37 protein-coding genes are annotated in these 26,074 nt (G+C 36.8%); 36 read left to right on the top strand and 1 reads right to left on the bottom strand.

The window, feature by feature from the left end; genetic code table 11:
• From D1B33_RS07600 to D1B33_RS07570, 8 genes are all read left to right on the top strand, one after another.
• Window positions 1-392: conserved phage C-terminal domain-containing protein (locus D1B33_RS07600; protein WP_199677375.1), on the top strand; the 392-nt coding region annotated here is incomplete at its 5' end.
• A gap of 1 nt (window position 393) precedes the next feature.
• Window positions 394-1,671 carry a replicative DNA helicase gene (locus D1B33_RS07595; protein WP_118875758.1) on the top strand — a complete coding sequence of 426 codons (1,278 nt, stop codon included), beginning with the start codon at window positions 394-396 and terminating at the stop codon, window positions 1,669-1,671.
• Complete coding sequence (locus tag D1B33_RS07590) at window positions 1,668-2,102, top strand: hypothetical protein (protein WP_118875757.1); 435 nt, start codon at window positions 1,668-1,670, stop codon at window positions 2,100-2,102. The genes D1B33_RS07595 and D1B33_RS07590 overlap by 4 nt, the downstream gene beginning before the upstream one ends.
• A gap of 4 nt (window positions 2,103-2,106) precedes the next feature.
• Window positions 2,107-2,235, top strand: coding sequence for a hypothetical protein (locus D1B33_RS18740; protein ID WP_267897034.1), 129 nt, complete (start codon window positions 2,107-2,109; stop codon window positions 2,233-2,235).
• On the top strand, window positions 2,232-2,690 hold the full coding sequence (gene ssb / locus D1B33_RS07585) for a single-stranded DNA-binding protein (RefSeq protein WP_118875756.1): 459 nt from the start codon (window positions 2,232-2,234) through the stop codon (window positions 2,688-2,690). Before D1B33_RS18740 ends, ssb begins: the two co-directional genes overlap by 4 nt.
• An 11-nt stretch (window positions 2,691-2,701) precedes the next feature.
• A complete protein-coding gene (locus D1B33_RS07580) occupies window positions 2,702-3,280 on the top strand; it encodes a DUF1064 domain-containing protein (protein ID WP_233549410.1) in 579 nt (192 codons plus the stop codon).
• A gap of 1 nt (window position 3,281) precedes the next feature.
• The gene (locus D1B33_RS07575) at window positions 3,282-3,605 is read left to right on the top strand and encodes an organic solvent tolerance protein OstA (protein WP_118875755.1); all 324 of its coding nucleotides are present in this window, start codon (window positions 3,282-3,284) and stop codon (window positions 3,603-3,605) included.
• Window positions 3,606-3,679: 74 nt separating this feature from the next.
• Complete coding sequence (locus D1B33_RS07570) at window positions 3,680-3,871, top strand: hypothetical protein (RefSeq protein WP_118875754.1); 192 nt, start codon at window positions 3,680-3,682, stop codon at window positions 3,869-3,871.
• A 76-nt stretch (window positions 3,872-3,947) separates the two neighbouring features.
• On the opposite strand, the gene D1B33_RS07565 is transcribed toward D1B33_RS07570, so the two are convergent.
• Window positions 3,948-4,208, bottom strand: a complete 261-nt coding sequence (locus tag D1B33_RS07565; RefSeq protein WP_118875753.1) for a hypothetical protein — start codon at window positions 4,206-4,208, stop codon at window positions 3,948-3,950.
• A gap of 474 nt (window positions 4,209-4,682) precedes the next feature.
• Here D1B33_RS07565 and D1B33_RS07560 point away from each other — a divergent pair, with 474 nt between their 5' ends.
• The 28 genes from D1B33_RS07560 to D1B33_RS07430 all read left to right on the top strand — a co-directional run bounded on the left by D1B33_RS07560 (window position 4,683) and on the right by D1B33_RS07430 (window position 26,074).
• Window positions 4,683-5,357, top strand: a complete 675-nt coding sequence (locus tag D1B33_RS07560) for a hypothetical protein (RefSeq protein WP_118875752.1) — start codon at window positions 4,683-4,685, stop codon at window positions 5,355-5,357.
• Window positions 5,357-5,848, top strand: coding sequence for a dUTP diphosphatase (locus tag D1B33_RS07555; protein WP_118875751.1), 492 nt, complete (start codon window positions 5,357-5,359; stop codon window positions 5,846-5,848). Before D1B33_RS07560 ends, D1B33_RS07555 begins: the two co-directional genes overlap by 1 nt.
• 78 nt (window positions 5,849-5,926) lie before the next feature.
• Window positions 5,927-6,346: a DUF722 domain-containing protein gene (locus tag D1B33_RS07550; RefSeq protein WP_158582938.1), complete on the top strand. Its 420-nt coding sequence runs from the start codon at window positions 5,927-5,929 to the stop codon at window positions 6,344-6,346.
• 88 nt (window positions 6,347-6,434) lie between these two features.
• On the top strand, window positions 6,435-6,917 hold the full coding sequence (locus D1B33_RS07545; protein WP_118875749.1) for a hypothetical protein: 483 nt from the start codon (window positions 6,435-6,437) through the stop codon (window positions 6,915-6,917).
• Window positions 6,918-7,171: 254 nt separating this feature from the next.
• Window positions 7,172-7,552: a hypothetical protein gene (locus D1B33_RS07540; RefSeq protein ID WP_118875748.1), complete on the top strand. Its 381-nt coding sequence runs from the start codon at window positions 7,172-7,174 to the stop codon at window positions 7,550-7,552.
• 115 nt (window positions 7,553-7,667) lie between these two features.
• Window positions 7,668-7,853, top strand: coding sequence for a DUF4177 domain-containing protein (locus tag D1B33_RS07535; protein WP_158582937.1), 186 nt, complete (start codon window positions 7,668-7,670; stop codon window positions 7,851-7,853).
• A gap of 113 nt (window positions 7,854-7,966) precedes the next feature.
• On the top strand, window positions 7,967-8,554 hold the full coding sequence (locus tag D1B33_RS07530; protein WP_118875746.1) for a BA5345 family protein: 588 nt from the start codon (window positions 7,967-7,969) through the stop codon (window positions 8,552-8,554).
• Window positions 8,555-8,646: 92 nt separating this feature from the next.
• The gene (locus D1B33_RS18415; RefSeq protein WP_158582936.1) at window positions 8,647-8,817 is read left to right on the top strand and encodes a hypothetical protein; all 171 of its coding nucleotides are present in this window, start codon (window positions 8,647-8,649) and stop codon (window positions 8,815-8,817) included.
• 109 nt (window positions 8,818-8,926) lie between these two features.
• A complete protein-coding gene (locus tag D1B33_RS07525) occupies window positions 8,927-9,133 on the top strand; it encodes a hypothetical protein (RefSeq protein ID WP_118875745.1) in 207 nt (68 codons plus the stop codon).
• A gap of 65 nt (window positions 9,134-9,198) precedes the next feature.
• Window positions 9,199-9,402 (top strand): hypothetical protein, encoded by a 204-nt coding sequence (locus D1B33_RS07520; protein WP_118875744.1) that lies wholly within the window; start codon window positions 9,199-9,201, stop codon window positions 9,400-9,402.
• Between the two features lie 65 nt (window positions 9,403-9,467).
• Window positions 9,468-9,668, top strand: coding sequence for a hypothetical protein (locus D1B33_RS07515; protein ID WP_118875743.1), 201 nt, complete (start codon window positions 9,468-9,470; stop codon window positions 9,666-9,668).
• A gap of 87 nt (window positions 9,669-9,755) precedes the next feature.
• On the top strand, window positions 9,756-10,100 hold the full coding sequence (locus D1B33_RS07510; RefSeq protein ID WP_118875742.1) for an HNH endonuclease: 345 nt from the start codon (window positions 9,756-9,758) through the stop codon (window positions 10,098-10,100).
• A gap of 129 nt (window positions 10,101-10,229) precedes the next feature.
• Window positions 10,230-10,556 (top strand): terminase, encoded by a 327-nt coding sequence (locus tag D1B33_RS07505; RefSeq protein WP_118875741.1) that lies wholly within the window; start codon window positions 10,230-10,232, stop codon window positions 10,554-10,556.
• Window positions 10,553-12,271 carry a terminase large subunit domain-containing protein gene (locus D1B33_RS07500; protein WP_118875740.1) on the top strand — a complete coding sequence of 573 codons (1,719 nt, stop codon included), beginning with the start codon at window positions 10,553-10,555 and terminating at the stop codon, window positions 12,269-12,271. Before D1B33_RS07505 ends, D1B33_RS07500 begins: the two co-directional genes overlap by 4 nt.
• A gap of 20 nt (window positions 12,272-12,291) precedes the next feature.
• Window positions 12,292-13,428, top strand: a complete 1,137-nt coding sequence (locus tag D1B33_RS07495; protein ID WP_118875739.1) for a phage portal protein — start codon at window positions 12,292-12,294, stop codon at window positions 13,426-13,428.
• Entirely contained in the window at window positions 13,418-14,146 is a 729-nt protein-coding gene (locus D1B33_RS07490; RefSeq protein ID WP_233549409.1) for a head maturation protease, ClpP-related, read from the top strand. The genes D1B33_RS07495 and D1B33_RS07490 overlap by 11 nt, the downstream gene beginning before the upstream one ends.
• 39 nt (window positions 14,147-14,185) lie before the next feature.
• Complete coding sequence (locus D1B33_RS07485; RefSeq protein ID WP_118875738.1) at window positions 14,186-15,364, top strand: phage major capsid protein; 1,179 nt, start codon at window positions 14,186-14,188, stop codon at window positions 15,362-15,364.
• A 43-nt stretch (window positions 15,365-15,407) separates the two neighbouring features.
• Window positions 15,408-15,596 (top strand): termination factor Rho, encoded by a 189-nt coding sequence (locus D1B33_RS07480; protein WP_118875737.1) that lies wholly within the window; start codon window positions 15,408-15,410, stop codon window positions 15,594-15,596.
• 4 nt (window positions 15,597-15,600) lie between these two features.
• Window positions 15,601-15,903, top strand: coding sequence for a phage head-tail connector protein (locus D1B33_RS07475; RefSeq protein ID WP_118875736.1), 303 nt, complete (start codon window positions 15,601-15,603; stop codon window positions 15,901-15,903).
• Window positions 15,890-16,240 carry a phage head closure protein gene (locus tag D1B33_RS07470; protein ID WP_118875735.1) on the top strand — a complete coding sequence of 117 codons (351 nt, stop codon included), beginning with the start codon at window positions 15,890-15,892 and terminating at the stop codon, window positions 16,238-16,240. Before D1B33_RS07475 ends, D1B33_RS07470 begins: the two co-directional genes overlap by 14 nt.
• A complete protein-coding gene (locus D1B33_RS07465; protein WP_118875734.1) occupies window positions 16,227-16,622 on the top strand; it encodes a hypothetical protein in 396 nt (131 codons plus the stop codon). Before D1B33_RS07470 ends, D1B33_RS07465 begins: the two co-directional genes overlap by 14 nt.
• The gene (locus D1B33_RS07460; protein ID WP_118875733.1) at window positions 16,619-17,053 is read left to right on the top strand and encodes a hypothetical protein; all 435 of its coding nucleotides are present in this window, start codon (window positions 16,619-16,621) and stop codon (window positions 17,051-17,053) included. Before D1B33_RS07465 ends, D1B33_RS07460 begins: the two co-directional genes overlap by 4 nt.
• Window positions 17,054-17,641 (top strand): phage tail protein, encoded by a 588-nt coding sequence (locus D1B33_RS07455; protein ID WP_118875732.1) that lies wholly within the window; start codon window positions 17,054-17,056, stop codon window positions 17,639-17,641.
• 75 nt (window positions 17,642-17,716) lie between these two features.
• Window positions 17,717-18,169 carry a hypothetical protein gene (locus tag D1B33_RS07450; protein WP_118875731.1) on the top strand — a complete coding sequence of 151 codons (453 nt, stop codon included), beginning with the start codon at window positions 17,717-17,719 and terminating at the stop codon, window positions 18,167-18,169.
• 158 nt (window positions 18,170-18,327) lie between these two features.
• Window positions 18,328-22,443 (top strand): hypothetical protein, encoded by a 4,116-nt coding sequence (locus tag D1B33_RS07445; RefSeq protein ID WP_118875730.1) that lies wholly within the window; start codon window positions 18,328-18,330, stop codon window positions 22,441-22,443.
• Window positions 22,440-22,841 carry a distal tail protein Dit gene (locus D1B33_RS07440; protein WP_118875729.1) on the top strand — a complete coding sequence of 134 codons (402 nt, stop codon included), beginning with the start codon at window positions 22,440-22,442 and terminating at the stop codon, window positions 22,839-22,841. Before D1B33_RS07445 ends, D1B33_RS07440 begins: the two co-directional genes overlap by 4 nt.
• Window positions 22,842-24,893 carry a phage tail protein gene (locus D1B33_RS07435; protein WP_118875728.1) on the top strand — a complete coding sequence of 684 codons (2,052 nt, stop codon included), beginning with the start codon at window positions 22,842-22,844 and terminating at the stop codon, window positions 24,891-24,893.
• Complete coding sequence (locus D1B33_RS07430) at window positions 24,893-26,074, top strand: hypothetical protein (RefSeq protein WP_118875727.1); 1,182 nt, start codon at window positions 24,893-24,895, stop codon at window positions 26,072-26,074. Before D1B33_RS07435 ends, D1B33_RS07430 begins: the two co-directional genes overlap by 1 nt.

The raw sequence follows: 26,074 nt of genomic DNA, 5'->3' as shown, positions 1-26,074 counted from the left end.
ATATAGATATAGATATAGATAAAGAAAAAGATAATATACCTTTTAAAAAGGTAATCGATTATCTAAATGAAAAGGCAGATAAAAACTTTAAGTCTACTACTGTTAACAATAGAAAAGTAATTAAGGCTAGATTTAACGAAGGTTTTACTTTTGATGATTTCAAGTTGGTGATCGATTACTGCTGCAAAGAATGGAAAGGTGTAACTTTCAACAATGGAAAACTTGGGGATGAATACTTGCAACCTTCCACTCTGTTCAACAACAAGTTTGACGAAAGGTTAAACAAAGCTAAGCTCGATATTTCTAAAAATCAAATACAACAAGTAGAAACTAAATCGCCAAACTATGTGAACAACATGAGTGAAAGGGATCTTCTGAACATGGGGGAATGACATGGAACAACATAACTTACTAGAAATGTCGATTATCGGAACAATCATTAACCATCCATTTTTATTAAAAGAATCCGGTATAAACAAAGGTCATTTTGAAAGTAAAACAAATGTGAATATCGTTTCCGTAATTGAGCAGCTAATGAACGAGGGTAAAGAAGTTGAGTTTGTCACAATCCTAATGCATCAAACACCTGAATTCGTTGGAGGTGCATCTTACTTAACAACCTGTATGGACAATTCTAATTTAGATAAGTTCAACGGACGAGTTGTTGAGTTTCTAGATAAGTGGAAGCAGCGAGAAACCAGACGGATTCAAAATGTTAGTTTGCAAGAAGGTTGGTCAGCTCAAGAGATTATCCAAAAGCTATCTGATTTGGACACAACTAGAATTGATGATCGTAAGAGTATAAAAAGCGAATTGGTTAAGTATTTCGAAATGCCGTTCAATGAAACGCAAAAAGTAGATACCGGCATCGGAAGCGGTATAACGGAGCTTGATAAATTAATCGAGGGATTTAGACCGAAAGAGCTCACAATCATATCAGCTAGGCCATCGGTGGGGAAAACAGATGTGATTTTAACCATCGGAAAGAATGCGGGACTTAGACATGTTACAACTATGTTTAAAAAACGAGTTATACCCGTTGTATTCAGTTTAGAAATGGAAACCGAGCTATTAATCCTAAAAAGATTAATTCCTTCCACAGTGGGATTTAATCGAGGTAAAACGAAAGATTTATTCAACCTACTGACGGCTGAACAAAAAGATAAGTGGTCATCTGATTTAGGCATCTTATCTGAAAGTGGTTTTGAATTCTTTGACAAGCCTGGCCAAAAGGTTTCTGAAATGCGCTCGAAAGTTCGGTTATTACAAAATGAATATCCAGATTGCGATTTCTTGGTCATGATTGATTATTTATCGATTATCAAGCCGGAGCAGCCTGGCCAAAACAGAAACGTGGAAATCGGCCAGATCACCAACGACTTAAAAACGATGGCTAAAGAATTAGGAGTACACGTTATCGTCTTGTCACAACTTTCGAGAAGCATTGAATCGAGACCAAATAAGCGCCCAATGAATTCAGATTTACGTGAATCGGGAGAAATTGAACAGATCGCTGATATGATTATCGGTTTGTATCGAGAAGGCTACTACAAAGAAGAAGTGAACAACCAGACTTGGCAGCCATTCGAATTTTGTGTAACAAAAAACCGAAATGGTGGAGTTGGTACCGTAACGGCTGCTTATAACAGATTCTTAGGTGTCATCAGATGACATATCAAGAGCTGTTGCTGGATGCGATTAAGTACGATGAGGAAAAACTGGCCTACTCAGTGTACTGGCTCATCAAGAACGGTACGGTGAGGGGCACCGATAACGCTAAGTCGGTTAATTGGGATTTAGTCAATCATCAAGAAGTACAAGCTATGAGAGAAAGAAATGAGCTAAATCTCAATCCTATCAAACTATTTACTTTCCCTTTAGGTGACAACAAACATTTCCTAGTCTTTGCAAGAGATGAACAGTCAGCAAAAGGACATTGCTTAAACGAAACCACAAGGGCACCAACTAAAGTATTCGATATTACGAATCAACTGGATAAAAGCTTTTGGTTTCCAGACAAAAATAAATACCAAACATTGCGCGAGTTGAAGGATGAAACCTTAATGTTTCCAGCTACTGCAATGATATTTGAGAAAGGGTGATTATGTGGAAAAAGAAAAGTTGGTTGCTGCATTAAAAGAAATTGCCCAAATTACTCAAGGGTTAACTGAATTCAATCCGACTTACGAGAAGATTTATAAAATCACGCAAAAAGTATTGGAGGAAAAAGAATGATTAATCGTGTCGTACTGGTTGGCCGGCTGACGAAAGATCCGGAATTACGCTATACACCATCAGGAACAGCTAATGTGAAATTTACATTGGCAGTTAATAGACGAGTAAAAAAAGAAGGGCAACCGGAAGCCGACTTTATTAGCTGTGTTGCATGGACAAAAACGGCGGAAAACCTAGCAAACTTCCAAAAGAAAGGTAATTTAATTGGCGTTGACGGTCACATTCAAACCGGAAGTTTCGAGGCCCAGGATGGTAAAAGAGTGTACACGACTGATGTTGTAGCCGATTCAATCCAATTCCTTGAGCGTAATAATTCGCAACAGGGCCAGCAGTCTCAACCTAATCAACAATATGGCCAACAGCAGCAACAATACGGACAACAAACAAATTACAACAATGATCCATTTGCAAATAGTGGTCATCAACAGCAATCGTCGGATGATTATCCGTTCTAAGGAGTGGTATTTTGGATAAGTTTCTTGTTAAATGGCTTGACCGGTCAGCCGGTGGCGTAACTGATATGGAAGTTGATGCAGATAATGCAGAGGCGGCCAGAATTAAAGTTCGTCAAATGATTGGAATTGGAAAGCCAATCCTGGATGTTGTGCCAATCAAGGTCCAAAAGAACAAATACAAAAATAAAAAAGTTGAATATGACGGAATTAAATTCGATTCAAAAATGGAGAGAGATTTCTATATCCATCTCAAAAAGTTGCAGGCCAACGGAACAGTATATGAGTTCTTCATGCAAAAGAATTACGTGTTGATTGATGCTTACACAAGGAATGACGGGACAAAGGTTAGAGCTAGTTATTACAAAGCTGATTTCGAGGTCCACTACTCCGACAATCGAATTGAAGTAATTGATATCAAAGGTATGCTGACGGATGTTTTCAAACTCAAACAGAAAATATTCGAAACCCGTTATCCGTTCGAACTCAAATTAATCACCTTTTCTAAAAAATATGGCGGTTGGATCACGTTGCAAGATTTAGAAGAGAAGCGAAAACAAAATAAACTATTAAACCAAAAGGGGCAAAATTAACATGAAAAAATTATTAGTGCAAAAAGAACAATGGATCGCTTACAAAAGAGAAGAAGCAGAGGAAATTGTAAATGCTGCTAAAGAAAATGACGAAATGAACATGCACAAGATCACTGAAAAGTTCAATAAAAATGGAGTGTACTTCTTAGTTGATATTCAGTACCACTACGGAACACCAAAAGAAGTTATGGAAACTACACCACCGGACCCAAACAAAGTTCCAGATGGTCAAATGAGCATAGATGAAGTGCATGAAGGCGTTGAATATGCGGTTGAAGGTGACGGGACAGTAACTGTTTCTGAAAAAGAAGAAGTAACACAATAAAACTAAATAGGGAGTTCTCTTTAAGGGGGCTCTCTTTCTTTATACCAAAATTACCTAAAACGAGGTGCATTTTAATGTCTACACTCGAGAAAAATAAAATTTATGCTGCTTATCGTGGTGAAGAGTATCTAACAGATGGTACCAAAGAAGAACTTGCTCAATATTTAGGTGTGAAAAGAACAACGATTCAATTCTATATGACACCATCCTGGTTAAAGCGAACGAGTGAAAGAGCTTTAAGAATTGTTGCTTTGGATGATGAGTAGTTGAAGCATATTGTGCATTAAGAGTGGTAAAAGTGAATAAGGGTACTTCTTAGATAAAAAAGCCCCTTATAAAAAATCACTCGTCAAAACCATCAAAGCCAAAACTATCCATTAATATATGTATGATTTCTTCTCCAGCTTTGTAAGCTTCGTCTGTACGATTTAATTCTTCGTAATGTTTAAGATCAATATCTTTTAACAATGCAATAATTGCCTTAACTTTTAAATCATGATTCCAAATAGGCATATCAGAATAGCCTTCAATTGTAATTTTTACATCAGTTACTCCCTGCTCTATATTCGTTCCTGCAGAGAGTGTAATAACTTCATGACTCACAATACCACCTCCTAAATAAACAACATAGAAAATTGTAGCAAATAGTAGAGAATATTGGAATGAAAAATAAAAAAACAACAAACAAAAAAGTTGTAGTCCATGCAACAACCTATAAATAATACCGGAAAAGCAGTTTGTTAAGTAATGTAAAGGTTGAAGGAAGAACCCAATAAAAAAGAGACTGTCTGATCAGGACAGCCTCCTTTTAGACATCAAGATGGATGCGGATGTAGACACCGTATTGGGCACCAACCATCGATTCGAGCATGGGCACCCCCATGAACGATCATGGGGGTAAACGTGGACACCGTCAAAACCACCTAGATATATGTCTTAAAAGAAAATGAATGAAGGAAAGTAGAAGTCACCCTTTAACTTCTGCTTTCAAATTAGGTTATTCAACCGGATTTTATTGGATTGGGCGCAATCACCTAATGAACAATTCGAAGATAAAGCGAAATAAGGAGAAAAAATATGATTCAATTTGAACATTTAAGAGTTTATAACTTTATGGGTGCCATTAGAAATATGCGGAACTCGTGGGAGTCCTGGGATGGAATCGACAGCGTAGAAAGTAACAGAATGAAAACTCAATCAAATGTCGAAGGTTTCGTGATGGGCGAAAATGACATGAAACTTGCAATGAAATTAGTAAAGGCCGGAAGTGATCATGCTAAGTTTATGCGGCAAATATTAGTGTCCGTGGACATCATTGCAGGCAATGAATGGTGGAAAGAAGCAGATGCGTATAAAGTCGGCACCGTTGCCAACAGTACAAGTATGATGCACACACTCGGGAAACGGCGATTATTGACAGAAGATGATATTTCATTTGATAAACCGTTATCTGAAATCGCACAAAAACAACTTGCAGCTGCAAATGAAGCGATACAAGCCTGGTGGGATAGTGGTAAGAAAACAGGTTCTCCAGAATGGCGTGACATGCAGAAAGCAATTCCAATGGGGTTCATTTATCGAAGAGGATTCACATGCAATTATCAAGTGCTGCAAAACATGTATCATTCGAGACGCTTACACAGATTAGCAGAATGGCGAGAGTTTGCTAAGTGGGTAGAATCGTTGCCTTATGCTGAGTTGATTACTGGAAAGGTAACAAAGAGCAAAAAAGAATTGGAGGAATCGAAATAATGAACTATCAAAAATTATTCAAAGCACAAGCTGCACTAGATGCACATATCATCGGTGAGAAAAATTTAGAGGGCCAAGATTTATTTACAAACAAAGTTGAAGCATTACTTTGTGAAATCCAAGAAACAGCAAATGAAACGCGTTGCTTCAAACATTGGTCGAATAAAGGGCCGGAAATGGATAAGGCACTTGAAGAAACAGCTGATAGTTTCCATTTCGTTCTTTCGTTAGGAAATGACTTAGGTATTGATCCTGAACAAGTTGCTAAACAACCGGCTCGAGTTTATAAAGATCTAACTGAACAATTCATTGCGTTATCTTATGCAGCTGTTTGTATTGCTATGTTTAACGAAAGACAACTTTATTATTTTGAAACGATTAGTCTGTTTAAAGGTTTGGTGAATTTGCTTGGATTTACGGAAGAACAGCTAGAGGAAGCCTATTACGATAAAAATAAGGTCAATCACGAACGACAAGCGACGAATTATTAACAGGTTTGAATATTAACTCGTTGAAATTAAAAACACGAATACGAGCCTTCTAGGTGGCTTAAAATTGAAGGTGATAAATTGGCAACATTATCGAGAGTAGACATACAAAAAATCGAAAAATATTGGATTGATCACGAACACAATAAACGGCAATTGAAATTTCGTGAATGGGAATTAATTCATCCTTTTTCCGAAGCCGATTCAAATATCGGTGGTGGCAAGTCGAATCGAATCAGTAATACAACCGAACAAAAAGCGCTAGCATTATCAGAAGATAAGCTCTATCAAAATTTAAAACAGATTGTGAATGTAATAGAAGATTTATACCAGGAGCTTGATAACGATTCGAAAACTATTGTAGATATGCGTTATTGGTGTAAAAGCGACTTCTATGAATGGGAAGATATTGCAGATAAGTTGTTTATGTCTCGGCATAAGGTGCTGCGTAAACGGAATTTATTGATTGATGAAACTGCTAAACGGATTGGTTGGGTTTGACTAACTTAAAAATTTTATTAAAAATAAATACCATCCGAAAGGAATGAAATGTTATAATCTTCCAAAAGTGAAAGTCGGTGTAAGTACAATGGAAACCTTTGTTAAGGTACTAAGATTAAGTTTAGACCATCCGATTATGAGCATAATGCTACATTGTGTGTTTTTGATTGCTCTTCTCCAACTTTTTAATAAGTATATAGAACTTAATTACACGGAAAAAGATGGGGTTTTTCAAAGGAAAAATACAGAAATACCTAAGTCAATAACCTCCTTTATGGCCAAAATAATTAAAATTGCTCTTTCACTTGCACTAATTTATGGTGCATATAATTTAGCAGTTTTTGCACCACTTTTACTTTTTAATAAAATTTCAGGTGAAAATGGGGGAAAAAAAGAACATTACCGGTATTATCCGGGTAAAGAGTATGAAGCAGATGATCCTGGCGCTGAGGATGATTATCCAGGGTATCATTACGTGGATGACTACTATAGATCAGACGGTACACACGTTGAAAGTCATTTCAGAAGTAATCCTGATGGTAATCCAGATAACAATTTAAATAGTAATTGAAAGAGTGAACTTCCTAACACTAGCGAAGTTCACAAAAAAGCGTAGTAAATTGATATTGTGATAGTTTGCAGGAAGCCATCACACACTAAGATGTAGATGAAAAATATACAAATTCAAAATGGAAACATATATCTAGTATAGTCTATGAAAGGCAATCACTTTGTGGCGAGGTGGTTGCTTTTTTACTTGTCAGAAATATATTACATACAAATCCTTCCATTAGTTTTATTATTAATGTGGAGGAGGTGTTTAGAATGGGATTTAACTACAGTATGCAAGGGAAAACTCCACAACAACAAGCGATTGTAAGGAAACGAGAAGAAGAGGATGAACGTAGAAAGCAAGAAAGAGATAAACAAAATAAAATTGTTTGCAAGCCAGCAGAACAAGAAATGGATTATCGAGCTGTTGTTTTTGAACAAGGTGTTAGAACACTTTTAGAACTTAGAGTTAGCGGTACAGCTGTTGCTAATCAACCATGTGGATTGGATGAAGAAACAATTTATCAATGGTTAGAAAAAGTGGGCTCTAAACATGTTGAAAAGAATCAACAGTTTGAGAGAGTTTTAATTGCTTCCGTAGATGTAGAAAACGGAAAAATGAAGACGGAATGGAGTAAACTTACTAGAGTCTAATAAAAAAATATCTATTAAGTCACATCAATCACGATGTGGCTTTTTATTATCAAAAATGTATTACTTACAAACATTTCCATACACATTATGATAGGTATGGAAGGAGGTGTTAGTTTTGAAAAAAGAATATAAAACAGTTTATGTTTATGAAAAAGATGTTATAAATGATGATTTCGACAAGATTTTAAATACTTGGGCTGAAGATGGTTATACATTACATACCATTATTCCTTATATATTAGAAGGATCCACAAATGGGTATACAATCATTTTCGAAATTACAGTGAATCACGAAAATTAAATAACTTTAAACTCAAGGTCACATTCATTCGAGTGTGGCTTTTCTTTATCAAGAATGTATTAATGACAGACATTTCCATTCGTACTATGATTAGTTCGAAAGGATGTGAAAGGATGAATTTTGACACGAAGTATTTAATTAGATGGGGTATACCAGGATGGACTACAGTATTAACTTTATTCCCATATTTCTTTTTTACTTTTCTTGATAATTTTAAGGGCCTGTTTGACTTATCAGCAGTTGATATTTTAACCTTAGGTGCAGCATTAGCATTTTTGGGAGTCCCTTTAGGTTATGTATTAAATCAAGTACATCATTCAATTTTTTGGGTTATACCAAAAATACGTTATAAAAATTGGGACGCGTACTTTAAAGAAGAAATAAAAGTAGATGAAAACCATTTATCAAAAAATGATTTCAAGAAAGAAAGATACAGATATCTATTATCTAAAAAGCATGAAATTGGTGGAGTAATGTCTAGTTTCTACGCTTCATCTTTTGCGATACTAATGACAAATATCTTTCATGGAAGTACTATGTGGTCTTGGGTGTATTTTATTATCGTTTCTGCATTAACAGTGATTTTTACTCTCAGTCGTAATTACTCAAGTAGAAATGTAGAGTATTACTTTTCTGAATATTTATTGCAAGAACCACCAGATTCATCACAACCATCACAACCGAACAATGGCGGAAATTAGTCATAGTTTTATTGCCACATGCTTTTTATTAAAAAAGAGATTACAAACATTTCCAGGAAACGCTATTATTAGTGTGGAAGGAGGTGAGAATAATGACTGAAAAAAGCTATGCTGAAGTTTTAAAGGAAATCAATAATAGAGCGAATGAAGTCAGTAAAGAAGTCGAAGTAGAAAATGATAAATCTATTAAAACAGCAATCATTACTGAATTTGGTAATGACGCATTTCAAAGAGGTGTGGATTTCGCACTAAATAAAAAATAGCTTTTATTTTTAGTCACATTCCTTGAGTGTGGCTTTTTATTTATCGAAAATATATAGTTACAGTTAATTCCAAATGTAATAAAATCTCTATTAAAGGGAGGTTAGTTATTTGGATATCGTAACAGAGTCTTTGAAACAATCATTTGACGAAATGGCTATGAAATTAATTACTTTTACTATTGTAATTTTAGCAGCTTATTCAATTCCTTATTTATTGTTAGGGTTAATTAGATTGCCACACTTTATTAAACATTCTGTATCTGTGTTGGTGGTATTAGGAGCGTTTTATTTTTCGTTTGCAAGAATATTTACATAGTCAAAAATCTATTGCAGACAAATCCTTCCATAATGATTTATTATTGTTGTGGAAGGGGTGTTTATGTGGATAAATTACTGATTAGATTTTATTTCGTTGATGGTTCAGAACAATACAACACAATTAAAACAGATAGTGTTGAATTAGCAATCGATGATTATAGAAATCGAATTACAACACAAAAGTGGATAGAACTTCCGGATGACAACGGTTTATTGGTCCTAGTTAACACAAATAATATTATCAATGTCGAATTTAAAAGAAAATAATTTCCTTGAAGTCACATCAAACACGATGTGGCTTTTTATTATGCACAAAAACAGAAGGTGATGAGATGCGAATTGAACACATCGTAGATAGTGATACAAAGGCGAGATTGGGCGTTTCGGTTAAGGATAAAGGAAATGTTCATCCGAAAACAAATAAGCCTAAGAAACGCAAACAGGAACGTTTGAGCGAACGTGATTGGTTAGAGATTATGGGAACCAATCGGGATACATACACAAGAAAGAATGGAGCAATCAGACGCAAGTAGGCGATATGCCGGAAAGGTTTGGTGGTCTAACTATCTCGTTTGGCTGTACGTTAACAGCTATTCAGATTGTGGAGGGATGAGTGATGAATGTACATAACACCTGAACGATTACAAGAACTTATTACCATCATTCGAACAGGCGATCACTTAGCATTCTATTCCACAAAAGAATGGCGATACATTCGCAATGAAGTACGTAAGCGAGACAACAACGAATGTCAGGAATGTAAGCGACAAGGGAAAGTATTCACAAATAAAAGTGAACCGGATAAACGAAAGCGATTAGATGTTGACCACATCAAAGAGCTAGAAGATTATCCGGATCTTTGTTTGACGATGGATAATCTCATTACTCTTTGCATTCGTTGCCACAATAAGAAACACGATCGTTACCAAAAGAAAGAATCAAAGTGGGATGACGAACGTTGGTGAGGAAAAAGGCCCCCCGGGTAAAAAGTTTCCAATTTTTTGGAGGACAGGTCAACGGAGGGTGGCCATAACTCTCTAAAAATTTTAAAAAATTAGTCCTTCACATTAGGGGTGTTAGGGGGGAGGGGTTATATGGAAAAAGTGGATTTTGAAGACCTAAGAAAGCAATTGTTAGCACGAATTGATACAGAAGATTTATTAGAAGTGAAGAAAGTAAATGATTTAATTCGATTGCATGAATTGGATGCAGCATGTGACGAAGTGATTGATCGTGATGGAGTTAGTATCACTGTTGAGAATGGAAAACAGAAATTTACAAAGAGTCATCCAAGCATGAATGAGAAGATGAAAATAAATGCTCAAAAAATCGCTTTGGAGAAATCAATTAAATTTAAATTAAAACCAACTCCTGCCCCCACTACATCAGAGGGCAAATCGAAACGTGGTAGTTTAATTTGATTACATACAGCTATGTAGATGAATATATCCGTCAGTGGCGAGATGGTGAAATCATCTTAAACAAAGAGCGCATCATGTTAATAGAGTGGCTTGAAGGTGACATTCTCACCAGGGAGGACATTTATTTTGACAGTGAACAAATAGAGAATTTTGTGCGCTTTTCTGGTAAGTGGTATTTCGAATTAGAGCCATTCCAAACATTTTTAACATGTTTTATTTTCTTGCGTTACAAAGAAGATAATTCATTAGTTTTTGATGAATTCTTCTATTACATGGCCCGTGGTGCTGGTAAGAATGGTCTTGTATCTGCACTATCAAATTATTTCATCAGTGAATTGCATGGAATTGATTTTTATGGTGTTTCTATTGTGGCTAATAGTGAAAAGCAAGCGAAAACGTCATTTGCTGAAGTGTATAATGCGATCGATATGAACGATGAATTAAAAAGTTACTTCAAACATCAGAAAGCGTTAATCGAATCAGTAGACACAAAAGCTACATTCCAATTTCACACCTCTAATGCTGGCACCAAAGATGGTGGTCGTGACGGAGTAATAATTTATGATGAAGTGCATCAATACGAAGGTAACGAAATTGTTGATGTATTTAGTGGAGGTCTCGGTAAAGTCAAAGACAGCCGAGAGTTTTTTATTGGCACAGATGGTTTTGTTCGTGACGGTTTCATTGACCGCTTGAAAGAACGTGCGCTACGCATTTTAAAAAGGGAAGTGCCATTAGAAGAAGATTCGTTATTCCCGTTCATGTGCTGCATTGACGATGAAGAAGAAATGCACAATCCGGAAGTTATGTGGCAAAAAGCAAATCCGATGTTCCATCCACCTTTATCCGATTATGCAAAAACGTTATACAAGAAAGTTTTTAAGCAGTATAAGAAATTGGAAAACGATTCGTCAGGGTACGAAAATTTCATTACAAAACGAATGAACTTGCCAAAAGTCGATTTAGAAAAATCGGTGGCATCATGGGAGAAAATAAAAGCTACTAATCAAGAATATGACTTAGCAGAATTAAAGAAACGTGAATGCATCGGCTCTGTGGATTATGCTTCTATTCGAGATTTCGTTGCATGTGGGTTACTTTTCTTAAAAAACGATTATTTCATTATCCCTCGAGAGCTATCTTATTCCTTCGTTTGCAAACCTTTCGCTGATAAACACTACGGTTACAGTACAGCTAAAGGAGAAGGTAATAATAAAAAGGATCATCGTAAATTTGCGCCAATTCGTGAATGGGAAGATGAAGGGTTATTAAAAGTATTAGATAAAGATTCAATGGATCCGTACATTGTTGTTGGATGGTTTGTGGAACTTCGTAACGAAGGTTGGAACATTAAAAAAATCGTAGGTGATAATTTCCGGATGGAAATCTTGCGACCGCTTTTTGAAGCGGAAGGATTTGAAGTGGAAGTTATTCGAAATCCAGATGCAGCTAGTGCTTTGTTATCTCCAAAAATTGATCTTGCTTTCGACGAAGAACGAGTAATTTTTGGAGACAACCCAATAATGCGATGGTATAGCAATAATGTATTAGTTGTCCTGGATAACAAAGGCAACAAATTATATAGAAAAAAAGAGCCAGTTAAACGTAAAACAGATGGTTTTATGATGTTCTTATACGGAATATGGGCATCGAGAGATCTAGAAGATTACGATGTTTCAGATGCTTTGGATGTGTTAGAAGCGCTGAACTTCTAGGGAGGGGGTGAAAATGTAGAATGGGATGGTTAAGTGAAGTTTTAGGAAGAAATAAAGAAATTGCGTCCATGCTTGATTTAGATTTTTATGAAGAACCTACGCACCGAGCTTACTTAAAGAAGATGGCGTTGGAAACGTGTATTAATTTCATAGGTCGAACCATCAGTCAAAGTGATTTCCGATTCGTTAAGAACGGCAAACGCCAATATAACGAATGGGATTATTTATTGAATGTACGACCGAATACAGACCAAAGCGCTGCTGACTTCTGGCAAGACTTTGTTTTTAAATTAATACATGAAAACGAAGTGTTGGTCGTTCTAACAGATAGCAATGATTTCTTGATTGCCGATAGTTTCGAACGTAAGGAAATGGCTGTCTATCCTGATACTTTTACAAATGTAACTGTTAAGGATTGGACTTTCGAGCGCTCTTATCGAATGGATGAAGTGATTTTCATTTCTTACAACAACGAAAAGCTAACTACATTTATGAGTGGGATGTTTGAGGACTACGGTAATTTATTCAGTCGCATGATTGAAATTAATATGCGAAACAATCAAATCCGTGGGACAGTCGATATCGAATCAACTCAATCGCTAGATAAAGAAAATCAAAGTAAATTGCAGAACTTTATCGATAAGTTATTCCAATCGTTTAAAAACAACACAGTAGCCATTGTACCGCAACTAAAAGGGTTTAAATACACTGAGGTTGCCAAAGGCGATAACAACGGCAAATCTGTGGAGGAGCTATCTAAATTAAAACGCGATTTAGTAAATGAAGTCGCTAATATTTTAGGGATTCCAGTTTCACTTGTACATGGTGACATGGCCGAATATGAAACGGCAATCAAAGCTTATATTAAGTTTTGCATCGGCCCGCTGCTTAAGAAGCTGTCAGATGAGTTGAATGCAAAATTGATAGAGAAGAAGGATTATCTGAATGGCGAAAGAATCGAAGTGCAAGGTATTGCCGAATTAAATGCACTTGAGGTTGCTGATGCAGTCGACAAGCTTAGAGCGAGTGGAGTGTATAACGGGAATGAAATTCGTGCGAAGTTGGGAGATGAGCCAGTGGACAACCCTTTATTAGAAGAATATGTGTTAACTAAAAACTATGCGTCATCGGAAGGAGGTGAGAATATTGAAAAATAAAATTAAAACAATTCCGCATTTATTTACAAATCAAACACATGACGATGAACACGAAATGGTTATTTCGGGTGCAATCGGAAGAAGTGGTTGGTTCTATTCAGCTACAAGCGCACAAGATGTACGTGATGCTTTACAAGATGTATCTTCTTCTACAATTCGAGTTAAGTTGAATTCGGGTGGTGGCGATGCAGACCAAGGAATCGAGATCTATAATTACTTAAAAGATTTAGACAAATATGTAATTGTAGAAGTCACTTCTTTAGCTGCCAGTGCAGCGTCAATTATTGCAATGGGTGCAGATGAAATTATTATGAGAACAGGTTCGAGAATGATGGTTCACGAAGCTTCCACTTTCGCATGGGGCACAAAGCAAGATATTCAAAAGACACTAAATGCACTTGAGACTTATGATGAGTCCATTATTTCAATTTACGAAGAAAAAACAGGCAATAGTCGTTCTGAAATTAAAAAGTTGATTGAAGCAGAGACCTGGATGACTGCGGAACAAGCGGTTGAAAAAGGGTTTGCAGATCGAGTAGAAAAAATTAAAGATGAAGAACCTCAAACATCCAATGGTATTACAGATGAACAAATTCAAATGATTAAAAACTCTATTTTAAATGAATTAAAACAGAATGAAAATCAAATTCAAGGGCCTATTTCCGCTTCTACTCCATCAATTGTGGACAACAAATCGAAGCGAAAAAGGTTCTTTTAATTTATAAAAAAATAATAAATATTCGGAGGGAACAAAATTATGGTAATCAAATTAAATGGAACGATGGAAAATTATACAACAAAATTAAATACTTATATGGCAACGCGTGATGATGAAAATTCAACACAGGAACAAATCGATAACGCTTTTACAGATGCGATGAACGCACTTGCTGATGATTTAACTTCAAAAATTAAAAACGATGCAGTAAATGAAGCGGCAAACAGAAATTTAGATTCCCAAATTCTAATTTCTCGCGGTAATGATGTACTAACATCAGAAGAGAAAACATTCTTCAATGCCGTTGTACAAGAAGGTGGATTTAAAGATGATTCGATTCTGCCGGAAACAACTCAACAACGTATTTTTGAAGATTTAACACAAGCTCATCCTTTACTTGATGCAATTGGTATTCAAGATTTAGGTGCTGCTACTAAATTTATTTATTCAGATCCAACGAAAGCATTTGCATGGAAAGAATTGTTCGGTGAAATTACTGGGCAAGTAAATGCTGCATTCCGTGAAGAAAAAATTACACAATTAAAACTCACTGCATTTGGGGCTATTCCGAATGATATGTTAGAACTTGGCCCTGAATGGGTGGAACGCTATATGCGTGAATTATTAGTAGAATCATATTCAGTAGGTTTAGAATATGGCTATGTAAACGGTCGAGGTTCAGTACACAGCGAGCCGGTTGGTTTAATGAAAAATGTAGATCCAGAAACTGGAGCAGTAACAGACAAAGTTTCTTCTGGAACTTTAACATTCGCACCTTCAGAATATGGTGAAGTTGTAGCTGGAGAACTATATGGAGTCGTTAAAGCATTATCAACTAATGCGAAAGACGAAGCACGTAAAGTAATGAATAAAATTGTAATGGTTGTGAATCCGGTTGATGCAATTGGTGTTCATTTCCGTAACACTATTCAAACAGCGAATGGCCAATGGGTTACCGCAATGCCTTACAACGTTCAAACGGTTGAATCGGAAGAGGTTCCTGTTGGTAAAGCACTATTCTTTGTCAAAGGAGAATACATCGCTGCTGTTGCTGGCAATTATAAATTAAAGAAATATGATCAAACACTAGCGATTGAAGACGCGACATTGTACACAATCAAACGCTTTGCAAACGGCCGTCCGCGTGATAATAAAACAGCTTTAGTTTACGATTTAGATATTAAATTCGGATTCGGTACTGAACCAGAAACTCCTTAATTTAGGGGTTTCTTTTCTTTTTGAAAAATAAGGAGGGGTCAAAGTGGCACATAAAGTAGTTCGTGAATTTAAAGATTTAAAGCATGACGGACATATTTACAAGGTCGGTGATACTTATCCGAAAGAAGGTTCGAAAGCGACTAAAGCGCGATTGGAAGAGTTATCGACAACGAAAAACAAATACAAAAAAGTCTATATTGAGGAAGTAGAAACTCCTAAAGATAAGGAGTGATCTCATGACAGAGCAAGAAAAAAACGACTTACTAAATGATGTGAAGTCTTATTTACGCATCACATGGAATGAAGAGGATGAAGATTTATCCAAAATGATTGATCGTAACATTGCTTACTTTAAAACCGTTACTGGCTCAGATGTAGACTTTGTGAACGATGGACAAAATCGCCAATTGCTCTTAGACCGGTGCCGTTATGTAAGAAATCATGCAGTTGAGGAATTTGAAGAAAACTTCAGATCCGAAATTATGAATCTGCAATTTAGATTATACGTTGTGGAGGAAACAACAAATGGTACAACATAGCGCATTGAATGACGGTTTTATCCATTACGGCACAAAGGAAACAAAGCGATCTGAAAAAGGTAAGCGAATAGGCGATGCTTTCCTTCCGCAAGGAATACTTGCTTATCAAGAAATGTCTGCTCGCGAGGAGGATTATCAACTGGCTCAAGTTATGAGTAAATCCTTGGATTTGAAAATAAAAACACCTTATCCTCCTTCATTACAAAATATAAAGAAAAGTAAGTTAACCATCATTTTGAATTCAACTGAATATGAAGTGATTAAATGCGATCCGGATAGAGCGAGAAACTATCTGTATTTTTATTTGCAGGAGGTGGGCGTATTTGAGCAAGGTTAAGGCATATATGCAGAAACAGATTGAAGAAATGCGAGCAGCTTTAAATACGTTCGATATCCCTCTTTTCGAAGATGAAATCGCGGAGGATGAAGAAGAAAGACTCTTCAACGATTATCACTGTTTTGTCTATGAAATGTTAGATATTCGAAATAGTAATGATATGAAATCCGTTACTCAAACGGTAGCAATCTACTATTACTCTGAAAATCGAGATGACTTAGACGAAAGGGTAATCGATATCATTATCTCCATAAAAGGTGTGACAGGATTTACGTTAGCGAAAACAACTAAACAACGATTGCAGAAAAAGGACACAGATCAATTTGTGGACAGGGTGATTTTTGAATACAATCGCAAAATTGTTGTAGGTGGTAACGTATGATTTTTGAATTAGACTATCGAGAAATACAGCGTCTGCAAGAGAATATTCGCCAACTGCCAAATCGAGCAGAGAAGGTAATTAATCAGACCTTGCATACAGACGGAGTAAAATTGGTCGAGTCGAATGTTACGCGTTTAATTCCTGTATCGAATAGAAATAAAAATACCAAATGGTACCGAGAGCATGGCAGTGTAAAACATGCGAAAGATACAAAATGGTCTATCAGTAAAACTGAAAATCTAGGGTTCATCTTAAAATCCAAAGGTGGAGCAGCAAATAAACGAGGTTCCTTTGGATACCTGGTATTTCCGGATGAAGGTCGGGGCCAAGAAGAACAGAATTTTACAGAACGTGCAACAGATATCGCGGTTCCTCAAATAATGAGTAAATTGCATGGAAAATTAATCGAAACAATAGGAGGTAATTTATAGATGGCAACTCAAGCAATTACAGAATTCGACTCTTGGAGTATTGCGAATTCATCAATTCAATTCGTTAGCGGTGGGCAGAAACAACCAGGCGTGAAGTTTGGTAGTGTTGGTACATTGTCATTCGAACCTGAAACGACAGCGTTACAAAAACGTGCTGGCCGTGTAATCGTTAAAGAAAAAGTAGTTACAACAAAACTGAATGTATCCGTAAGCGCTCATATTCCAGTTAACGTGGCGCGTGACTTCTTCGGTTTATCGAATGAAGGATTAAAACCAGGTGTTTATTCTTATGGTGAGGGTTCACTTGGTAAAGAGTTTGTGTGGACTGCTGATGTAGTGGATGACTTCGAAGATATCACAAAATTAATCGCCTTCCCGAAAGCTTCAAACTCAGCCGGATTAACATTAACAATTGATACAACACAAGAAGAATTAGCTCTTTTAGAATTAACGTTCTCGGCAGTTGCTGATGAAAACGGAAAATTCTATTACGAAGCGTTAGTTCCAGAATTAGAGGATCCAACAGTTGCAGACCAATGGCACAGTGATTTCACCACAGCGTTAGTAGAAGCCACAGAAACACCTTAATTGAATAATTGAATTCCATAGCCCTCTCATAATTCGAGAGGGTTTTTTCTTTGATAAAAATCGTGGAGGGATAACATGAAAATCCAAAAATTAACGTTGAAAGAGTTAGAAACAGTCGAAGTCGATGGGGAATTCGAAGCGCGATATGTCAACGCAAAAGCATATCCAATCTTTTTAACGAATTCAGCTGTTCAAAAAGGTTATCAACTTGGATATTTAACATCCAGTTTGATTAGCGACTTAGTGAAGATGTTGCCTTACATTCAATCAGGCAACGAAATGGAAATGATTGGGCAAATTGATGAAACGAAGATGATCCGGACGATTTATCTAGCGTTTTCAGGTGCGAATAAAAAAGAAGATCTCTCATTTGAAGAATTTATCGAACTTTACCATTTAGATTTCACTGAAACTGTAACGCTATTTGCCAACATCATTGCCGATACCGTTAGCAATAACAACAACTTTGCAAAAGGCTTGCAACAAAGTACGAAAAACGAAAAAAAAAATTCAAACCTCCCAAGTTAAATGTTGAGTGTGTGGAGGACTTATACGTACTTTATGTACTTGGATCGGGGATTGATGCTGAAACCTTTTGGCACAGCCCTATTGGCGTGGTAGAACGAATTTACGAAGGAAAAATGGCATTTGAGGGTTGGCAAAACAGCCCGCAGGAGGTGAAGTAATTGGCAAACAATAATAATGAGGTAAAAATCACCTTTAAAGCCTTTAACCAAGAATTTAATTCATCGATTCGTGAGATGGATAGTGAATCCAAGCGCTTGCGTCAAGAGATGAAATTACAGCAAGAACAAATGAAGCATACTGCTACCGATACTGAAAAGCTTGAAGCCAAAATGAATGGCTTGCAACAAGTTTATGATGTACAACAGCGAAAAACTCGAGAAACTGCTCAAGCTCTTGAACGTGCGAAAGAGTTGTGGGGAGAACACTCAGAAGAAGTTGCAAAAGTAGAAGAGAAGTTAAAACGATATCAAATTGCTGAACAACAGGCAGCCAATGCGGTTACTGAAACCCAGCAAGCTTTAGAACGCGCCCAAAAAGCTCATGAAAATCACGAACAATCCTTAAAACAATTAGATAATCTCTTACAAGTCACTGGGAAATCACTCGGTGACTTTTCTGATTTATTGGGGCAAGATTTAACTCGGGCAATTCAAAACGGTGCAGCAAGTACATCGGAATTAGACAAAGCTTTTAAAGAGATTAGCCGTTCGGCATTAGGTGCCGATACCGATCTTCAAAAAATTCAACAAACATTACGCAATTTAAATAATGGTTCAAGTATTGCGGAGGTTCGAAAAGATTTAGATCAGTTAAAGCAAGATGCAAATACAGCACAGGATAGCGTCGCGGATTTAGGTGGGGAATTATCCGGACTAGGTGGAATCATCTCAGGTGTTGGGATAGCAGGAGCAGTAGCCACAGCTCTTGATTCAGCATCCTTAGAGACTAAAATCGACGTAAGCTTTAATGTTCCGGAATCATCCATACAAAGTATCAAAGAAGCGATTGTAAGCGTTGAGAAGTACGGTGTGGATGGAGAGGAAGCGCTTGAGGGTGTTCGCAGACAATGGGCGTTAAATAAAGATGCGTCAGACGAGACGAACGCAACAATAGTGGAAGGTGCCGGAGCAATTGCAAAATCGTATCAAGGTATTGATTTCATTGAATTGATACAAGAAACAAACGAGTTTGCTTCCGCTCTTGGTATTAGTAATGAAGAAGCATTGGCTATGACGAATTCGCTTTTAAAATTCGGCTTTCCACCTGAACAATTAGACATTTTATCTGAATATGGAACGCAGATGAAAGAAGCTGGATTTAGTGCTGCAGAAGTCCAAGCAATCTTTGAAAAAGGCGTCGATTTAAAATCTTGGAATGTGGATAATTTGAATGATGGTGTCAAGGAAGCTCGCTTACAAATGGCTGGGTTCGGCTCTGATATTAACGATTCCACACAAGCTGTTTTAGACTCTGCAGGAGTATCCAGTGACCAGTTCATGAAATGGGGCCAAGCTGTTGCCAAGGGTGGCGCAGAAGGTTCTAAAGCAATGTCCGAGGTTGTTACCTATATTGACCAAATGAAAGATGGCGCGGTCAAAAATGACCTGGCTACTTTAGTATTTGGTACGAAATGGGAAGACCAAGGGCAAAACATGATTGCTGTTTTCCAAGGAGTAGCCGACGCTCAAGATAAAACAACACAAAATCAAAATGCATTGAATGAATCTATAGACAGAATGAACGAAGATCCAGTGGTGATTTTAAGAGAAGCTGTGGGCAATATGATAATCGCTCTGCAACCACTACTAACAGTGGTTGCAAATGTCGTGGGTTCTTTCGCATCATGGGCAGCAAAGAATCCAGAAATTGCAGGCACTATCGTAGCCATAACAAGCGCGATTGGTATTTTAGTAGGAGCTTTCGCTGCGCTAGGCCCTGCACTCTTAGGCGTGGTTGCATTATTCGGTGGAGGTTCGGGTGCTACCGGATTACTTGGTGTATTTTCAAAAGTTGGGCCGATTATTGCAGGGTTGGCATCAAAAATCCTTCCTGCATTAAGAGTGGCTTTTGGTGCGTTAACAGGGCCAATTGGTATAGCGATTACGATATTAACAACAGCTGTGCCGTTAATTATTTCGAATTGGGAGCCGATTTCGGAATTCTTTAAGAATCTTTGGAATGGCATTGTTAACATTTTCAAAACTGTCGGTGGAGCTATTGTTGATTTTCTAAAACAAAACTGGCAGATGATACTCTTAGTGATTACTGGCCCAATAGGGATTTTGGTTAAATTAATCAAAGACAATTGGGGAGCAATAAAAAGTACGACAGTTAATGTTTTCAACGGTGTCTTAAATTTCCTAAAAAGTTTGTGGACGAGCATTACTGCCACAATTAAAACTTTCCTAGTAACTATCTATAATTCAGTTAAGGAAAAATTTAATTCGGTGAAATCAACCATAGGAAATATCATGAATACGGTTAAAGATGTGGTTGCGAGCGGTTGGAATAAGGCAGTTAATTTCCTTAAAAATTTCAATTTATTACAGATTGGAAAAGATTTAATCGCTGGACTGATTAAAGGTATTAAGGAAAAAGCGGTAGAAATTTATGGCGCTGTAAAAGGCGTTGCAACCAATGTATTAAATACATTTACCAAAATTTTTGATACCCACAGCCCCTCGAAGAAGACCGAACAAATAGGTTTTTGGCTTGATGAAGGTTTAGCTCAAGGGATTGATGCAAAGAAAAAAGGTGAAAAAGCTGCTAAAGCAAAAGCTGAAAAAATCGTTAAAACATTCGATTCTGAATTGGGCAAACTCGACAAAAAATATGAAGTTGGAAATATCAACACAGCTGTATACACTAGCGAATTAAATAAGTTAAAAAAGAAATACAAGGATATTGGCGGTGCCCAAACAGATCTGCAAATTAAAATCAATAAAGCAAGCGAAAAGGCATTTAACGATGAATTGACTCGTATTGATAAGTTGCATGAAGCTGGCAAAATCGATGATAAGGCATATGTAAGAAGATTGAAAGCGATACAAACACAATACAAACACATCGCGAATGCTGATGTTGAATTGCAAATCAAAATCAACAAAGCCAATGAGGAAACATTAAAAGATCGATTCAACGCTGATAAAAAGTATTATGAGCGAAAAGAAAAATATGCAAACCTCTCTATGAAACAGGAGTTGTCGTTGTTAAAGAAAATCGCTCAACATTATGCAAAAAACAGCGAAGAACGTACTCATTTTGAAGATTTAGCACTCGACAAGCAGAAGCAGATCACGGATGAAAAAACGAAAATTAATGAGGACTACCACAAGAAAGTTGAAGACTTGAATAAACAATATCTTGATGGAGTACAGAAGCTGAAAGATGAAGAAAAGAAAGCATTTGAAGATCGTCAAAAAGCTTTAGTTAACTTTGCGGGGTTGTTTGAGGAAGTGACATCCAAAGATGTTAGTGGGCAAGATTTAATGCAGAATCTTGGTTCCCAGGTTAAAACTTTGCAAGATTGGCGTAGAAATTTAACTGAACTGACATCAAAGGGCGTTGATTTCAGCTTAATTGACCAATTGCGTGAAATGGGGCCACAAGCTGCTTCAGAACTTGCTGCTTTAAACACGTTAACAGAAGAAGAGCTCGACCTGTATGTTCAATTGTGGAGAGAAAAGAACAGATTGGCCAAAGCTCAAGCAACAGCGGAAATGGGGCCGATCAAAGAAGAGACAGCTCAAAAAATCGAAGAATTGAAACAAGAGACTTCAACGCAGATGGCGAAATATCAAAATGAATGGCGCAAAGCTATGAAAGAGGTAGTCGGATCAACAAGCAGTGAATTATCTCAAATGCCATCAATTGGCGCATCGGCTATTAGTGGACTTGTCGAAGGGATGCAGTCGAAAAAGGCTGAACTTGTTACAGTGGCCCAAGAAATCGCCAATATTGTGAGTTCGTCTTTATCTAATGTTTCTACCAATCTGAAAGGAAAAATTGGTGTTAATGCAACAACAACGGCAAATAAACAACCACTGAACGAACAAGTGTTGAATTCGAAAAGCAATATGGGTTATTCTTCCGCAAATGAAAGTGCTATTTTAAACGCAATTCAATCACTTGCAGAAAAGATGAATATCCAATTGCAACTAGAAACGCCAGTTCAGATTGATGGTGAGACAATTGCAAACAAAACATTTAAATATACAAGTCGCTTATTGTACCAAAACCAGTCAAATAAAACGAGGGGGTCGGGTAGAGGATGAACGATGGAGTAACATTTAACAATAAGCATTGCAGTGCGCTAGAGTTGGAGTTGCTTGAATCCTCTCGCCCACTCTTGGCCGAAAATAAAGATACATTTGAAGAATTACCGCATTTAAGTGGCTCCATTTTGATTCCCGATAACTCGAAAAGGGATATTGAAGTGACAGCCACTTTTCTATTGTCCACATTGGCAGGAGAATCATTTAACGATGCTTGCAGACGGATTGCAGCTTGGTTGAACGTTACAACATGGTCACGCTTAATTTTTGATGATGATCCAAATTATTATTATCAAGCTAAACCAATTGGCATGATTGATCGTGAACAAATCACTCGAAATGACGGTCAATTTACTGTTACATTCCGTTGCCATCCGGAAATGAAGGTGGTGGTTTAATTGCCTATAATTATTCGAAATTCTAGTTTTAGTGAGATTGGTAGGATTACTAATTATAAAAGTCCGTTAATTAAAGAAGAAATCAATGCAGGGTTTTCATTTTCATTTGAAACATTTGTTGATGCAAGCACTCGGTTATTAGCATGGCCAAACATCCTCGAAGTGGACGGAGAATATTTCGAATTTGCAAGAGTACAAAAAATCCGGAATAACTCGGTTGGAATTAGAGTTGATTGTGATCATGTGTCATATGCCTTAAATAAAATCGATATTCCCTTTGAAGATATTGAAGGTGATTCAGTTGCGATTGTGAATGCCCTGTTAAGTGGTACTGGCTTTAGTGTTGGTACTGTAGTAACAAGCACATCGTTTTATTTTAAGCCATCTGCTAAAAAGGTGCGTCCTGCTTTAATTGAACTAGCAAAGCACTTAGGGGCAGAATTGGTATGGAATCGGTATGAAGTGTCATTGGTTTATCAACGTGGTTCTAGTCGAGGGTTGGAGTTCAAATTAGGCTCCAATCTAAAGGGTGTCACAGAAGAAGTTGATTATACAGAAGGTTATCCGCGTAAAGCACTTGATGTGGATGCATTGGATTTAGGGCATTTACCCGAATACCAAAGCCTTGCAACTGCCAATCTCGGTGACACGGTTCGGACATACGATCCAGTTTTGGGTATTGATGAAACTCTACGAATTGTTTATTACGAGCGTGATCCGTTTCAAAAAGTGAATCCCCGTGTTCAAATTGGCAATGTTGTTCGTGAAATACAAGATTATCAACAAGATGTGAAAGACGAACTAGACGATGTTAAAAAACAGTTGCTCGATTTATGGGCTTTATTAAATCCTTTTATGCTTGATGAATTTAAAATTGGTAAAATCGATTGTTTAGCCTTTGACGATGTAGAAATGTTTGTGGGAGGTGAACCAAAACTTGAAGATATTGCAGCAAGTATTCAATATACCAAGTTAAATGAATTCACAGGTTTATTCTTGAAATTAAAAAAAGAATACGAAAACGCTACGGTACAACTCAAGACCTACAATAAGCAAGGTGCAGCAACGACATACGACTTATCAGCTGTTAAAGATGTAATCAAAAATTGGACATTCCCAACTGATAGCGTTGTTGCTTTAACTATTACCGTTACAGAGGTTCTTCCACAACCGAAAGAGGGAGAGTTGCCCAAAAAACAAATTCTTGGTGTTAAATTTGAGAAAGCAGAAGCAACCAAAGAACCTTGGCTTTCCGAATTCCGTATTGGTAAATCAGATTATCTAACATCACCAGGAATAAAAATTGAGTCTGCTGACACATCAAATATTCTTACAGAAATAGAATATTCGAAACCAGATGAATTTACGGGGTTAATCTTGACTTTGAAAGAAGAATATAAAGATGCAACGATTACTGTTACTAATCAAGTGGGTACAACGATTACTCCAGGCAGTACAACAAAGCTGCCTAATGGGAATACTGCTTTAATTGTGACAGTTACGAAAGGTACAGAGAAACAGTATTACGGTGTGAAATTTGTAGAAGTTGAGTTTGATGGCTTAGTTACCATTAAAAATAAGGATGAAGTAGGAAATATCATTTCGACAATAGAGCGGAAGATAACAGAGCCAGGAATTTACACTTTTGAAGCTACTACACTAGATGGTTATGAATTGATATCAGTATCAACTGTAGATGTAGAAATTACATTAGATAACCCTGCTGCAAATGTTGAATTTATATATAAGAAAAATACTGCCGTATCTACAAAATATACTTTAGAATTTGCAATGGTTCCTGTTCGAAGTCTTATCTATGCTTACTTCGAGAACACTAAGGGCTATGATGCTGTCGAATCTATAACCGTAGGATTTAATAGTCAAACAGGTTATGGCACTGTATTAGGAGCTGTAGCAAATCCTTATAAACCTTCAGGTTCTACTAAGTACACAGGGGTTAGGATAGTGGTCAGCTCTACGACAGGCTCATTACCTACAGATGCTAGTATTAGTATTCAAGCAGTATGTAGGAATGACGGAGGTGCAGTGTAATGGCAAACGGTAATTTTGGTGGAGGTGTTGGAACAGCAGATAAACCCTTCTTGGTAGAGGATGGATTAGACTTTTATGCTATTAGAAACAACTTAGCTGCTTCATATAAGCAAGTTGCTGATATAGATATGACAGGAATTATATTTAAGCCGATTGGTGACCTTGATAACATTTTTACAGGAAACTATGATGGTCAATTCTATAAAATATCAAATCTAACTATGGATTATGATGTTCCTTATGTTCCTCCTGAAGGTTGGGAACATAAGTACAAATATATAGCTATTTTTGCTCACACAAAAAATAATACATTAAGTAGAATGATAGTGGAAAGCGCTAGACTTACTATCTCTATTGAGGGCTATAACAAGTATATGATCGGTGTATTATGCGGATATTCAGATAATACAACAATAAGTCAATGTTCTGTGCATGGACTATTAGACGTAGACCTAAAAGGCCCTATTATGGATAGTCCAGGATATAACTCAAGGATTGGCGGAATGGTAGGTCACTTTCTGCGAAGTAAGTCAGATAGGTCAAGTAGCAATGTAGCTGTAGACGTATATGGAAAGTTTTATCAGACTAACCTTGCAATCTCAGGAATGTTTGGAGCTTTGCATAACTCCGTTGTTAATGATTGCTATACATTATCGAGTATATCCACAAGGCTAATATATGACAATCCTACAGTATATCAGAATCCAGAGCTTGCTCCTGTAATGGATTACAATGTTCAAATATGTGGGTTTGCTTTTGTCAGAGATAATGATTCATCTGTAAGCGTGAAAAACTGCTATGCGGTTTCAAATAGAACGGTAACTGAAATAAATCCACAATACTTATATCATGAGCATGACAAGATCCATGTATGGAAGTACGGATTTACTCCTATTGCTCAAATGAATTTTACAGCTTGTTATTATATAGCAGATGCTGAGGATAATTTTCATGATAATTACGATACAGTAATTGATGGTAGATACAATGAACCTGTCATCAGTGCTGGTTCACAGAAAACACCGACATTGATGAAACAGAAAGCAACATTTTCAGGTTGGAACTTTGTAAATCTTTGGACTAATATCGAAGGAGAAAGTTATCCATTTTTTAACTTTACAGGTAAGGTCAATTGCAAATCAGCACCTATGCCTATCAGTATGAGAAAAATGACATATTAA

This window comes from Ureibacillus yapensis (assembly GCF_003515775.1).
Classification (GTDB): domain Bacteria; phylum Bacillota; class Bacilli; order Bacillales_A; family Planococcaceae; genus Ureibacillus; species Ureibacillus yapensis.
This window is presented reverse-complemented; position numbering and strand designations above follow the sequence as displayed.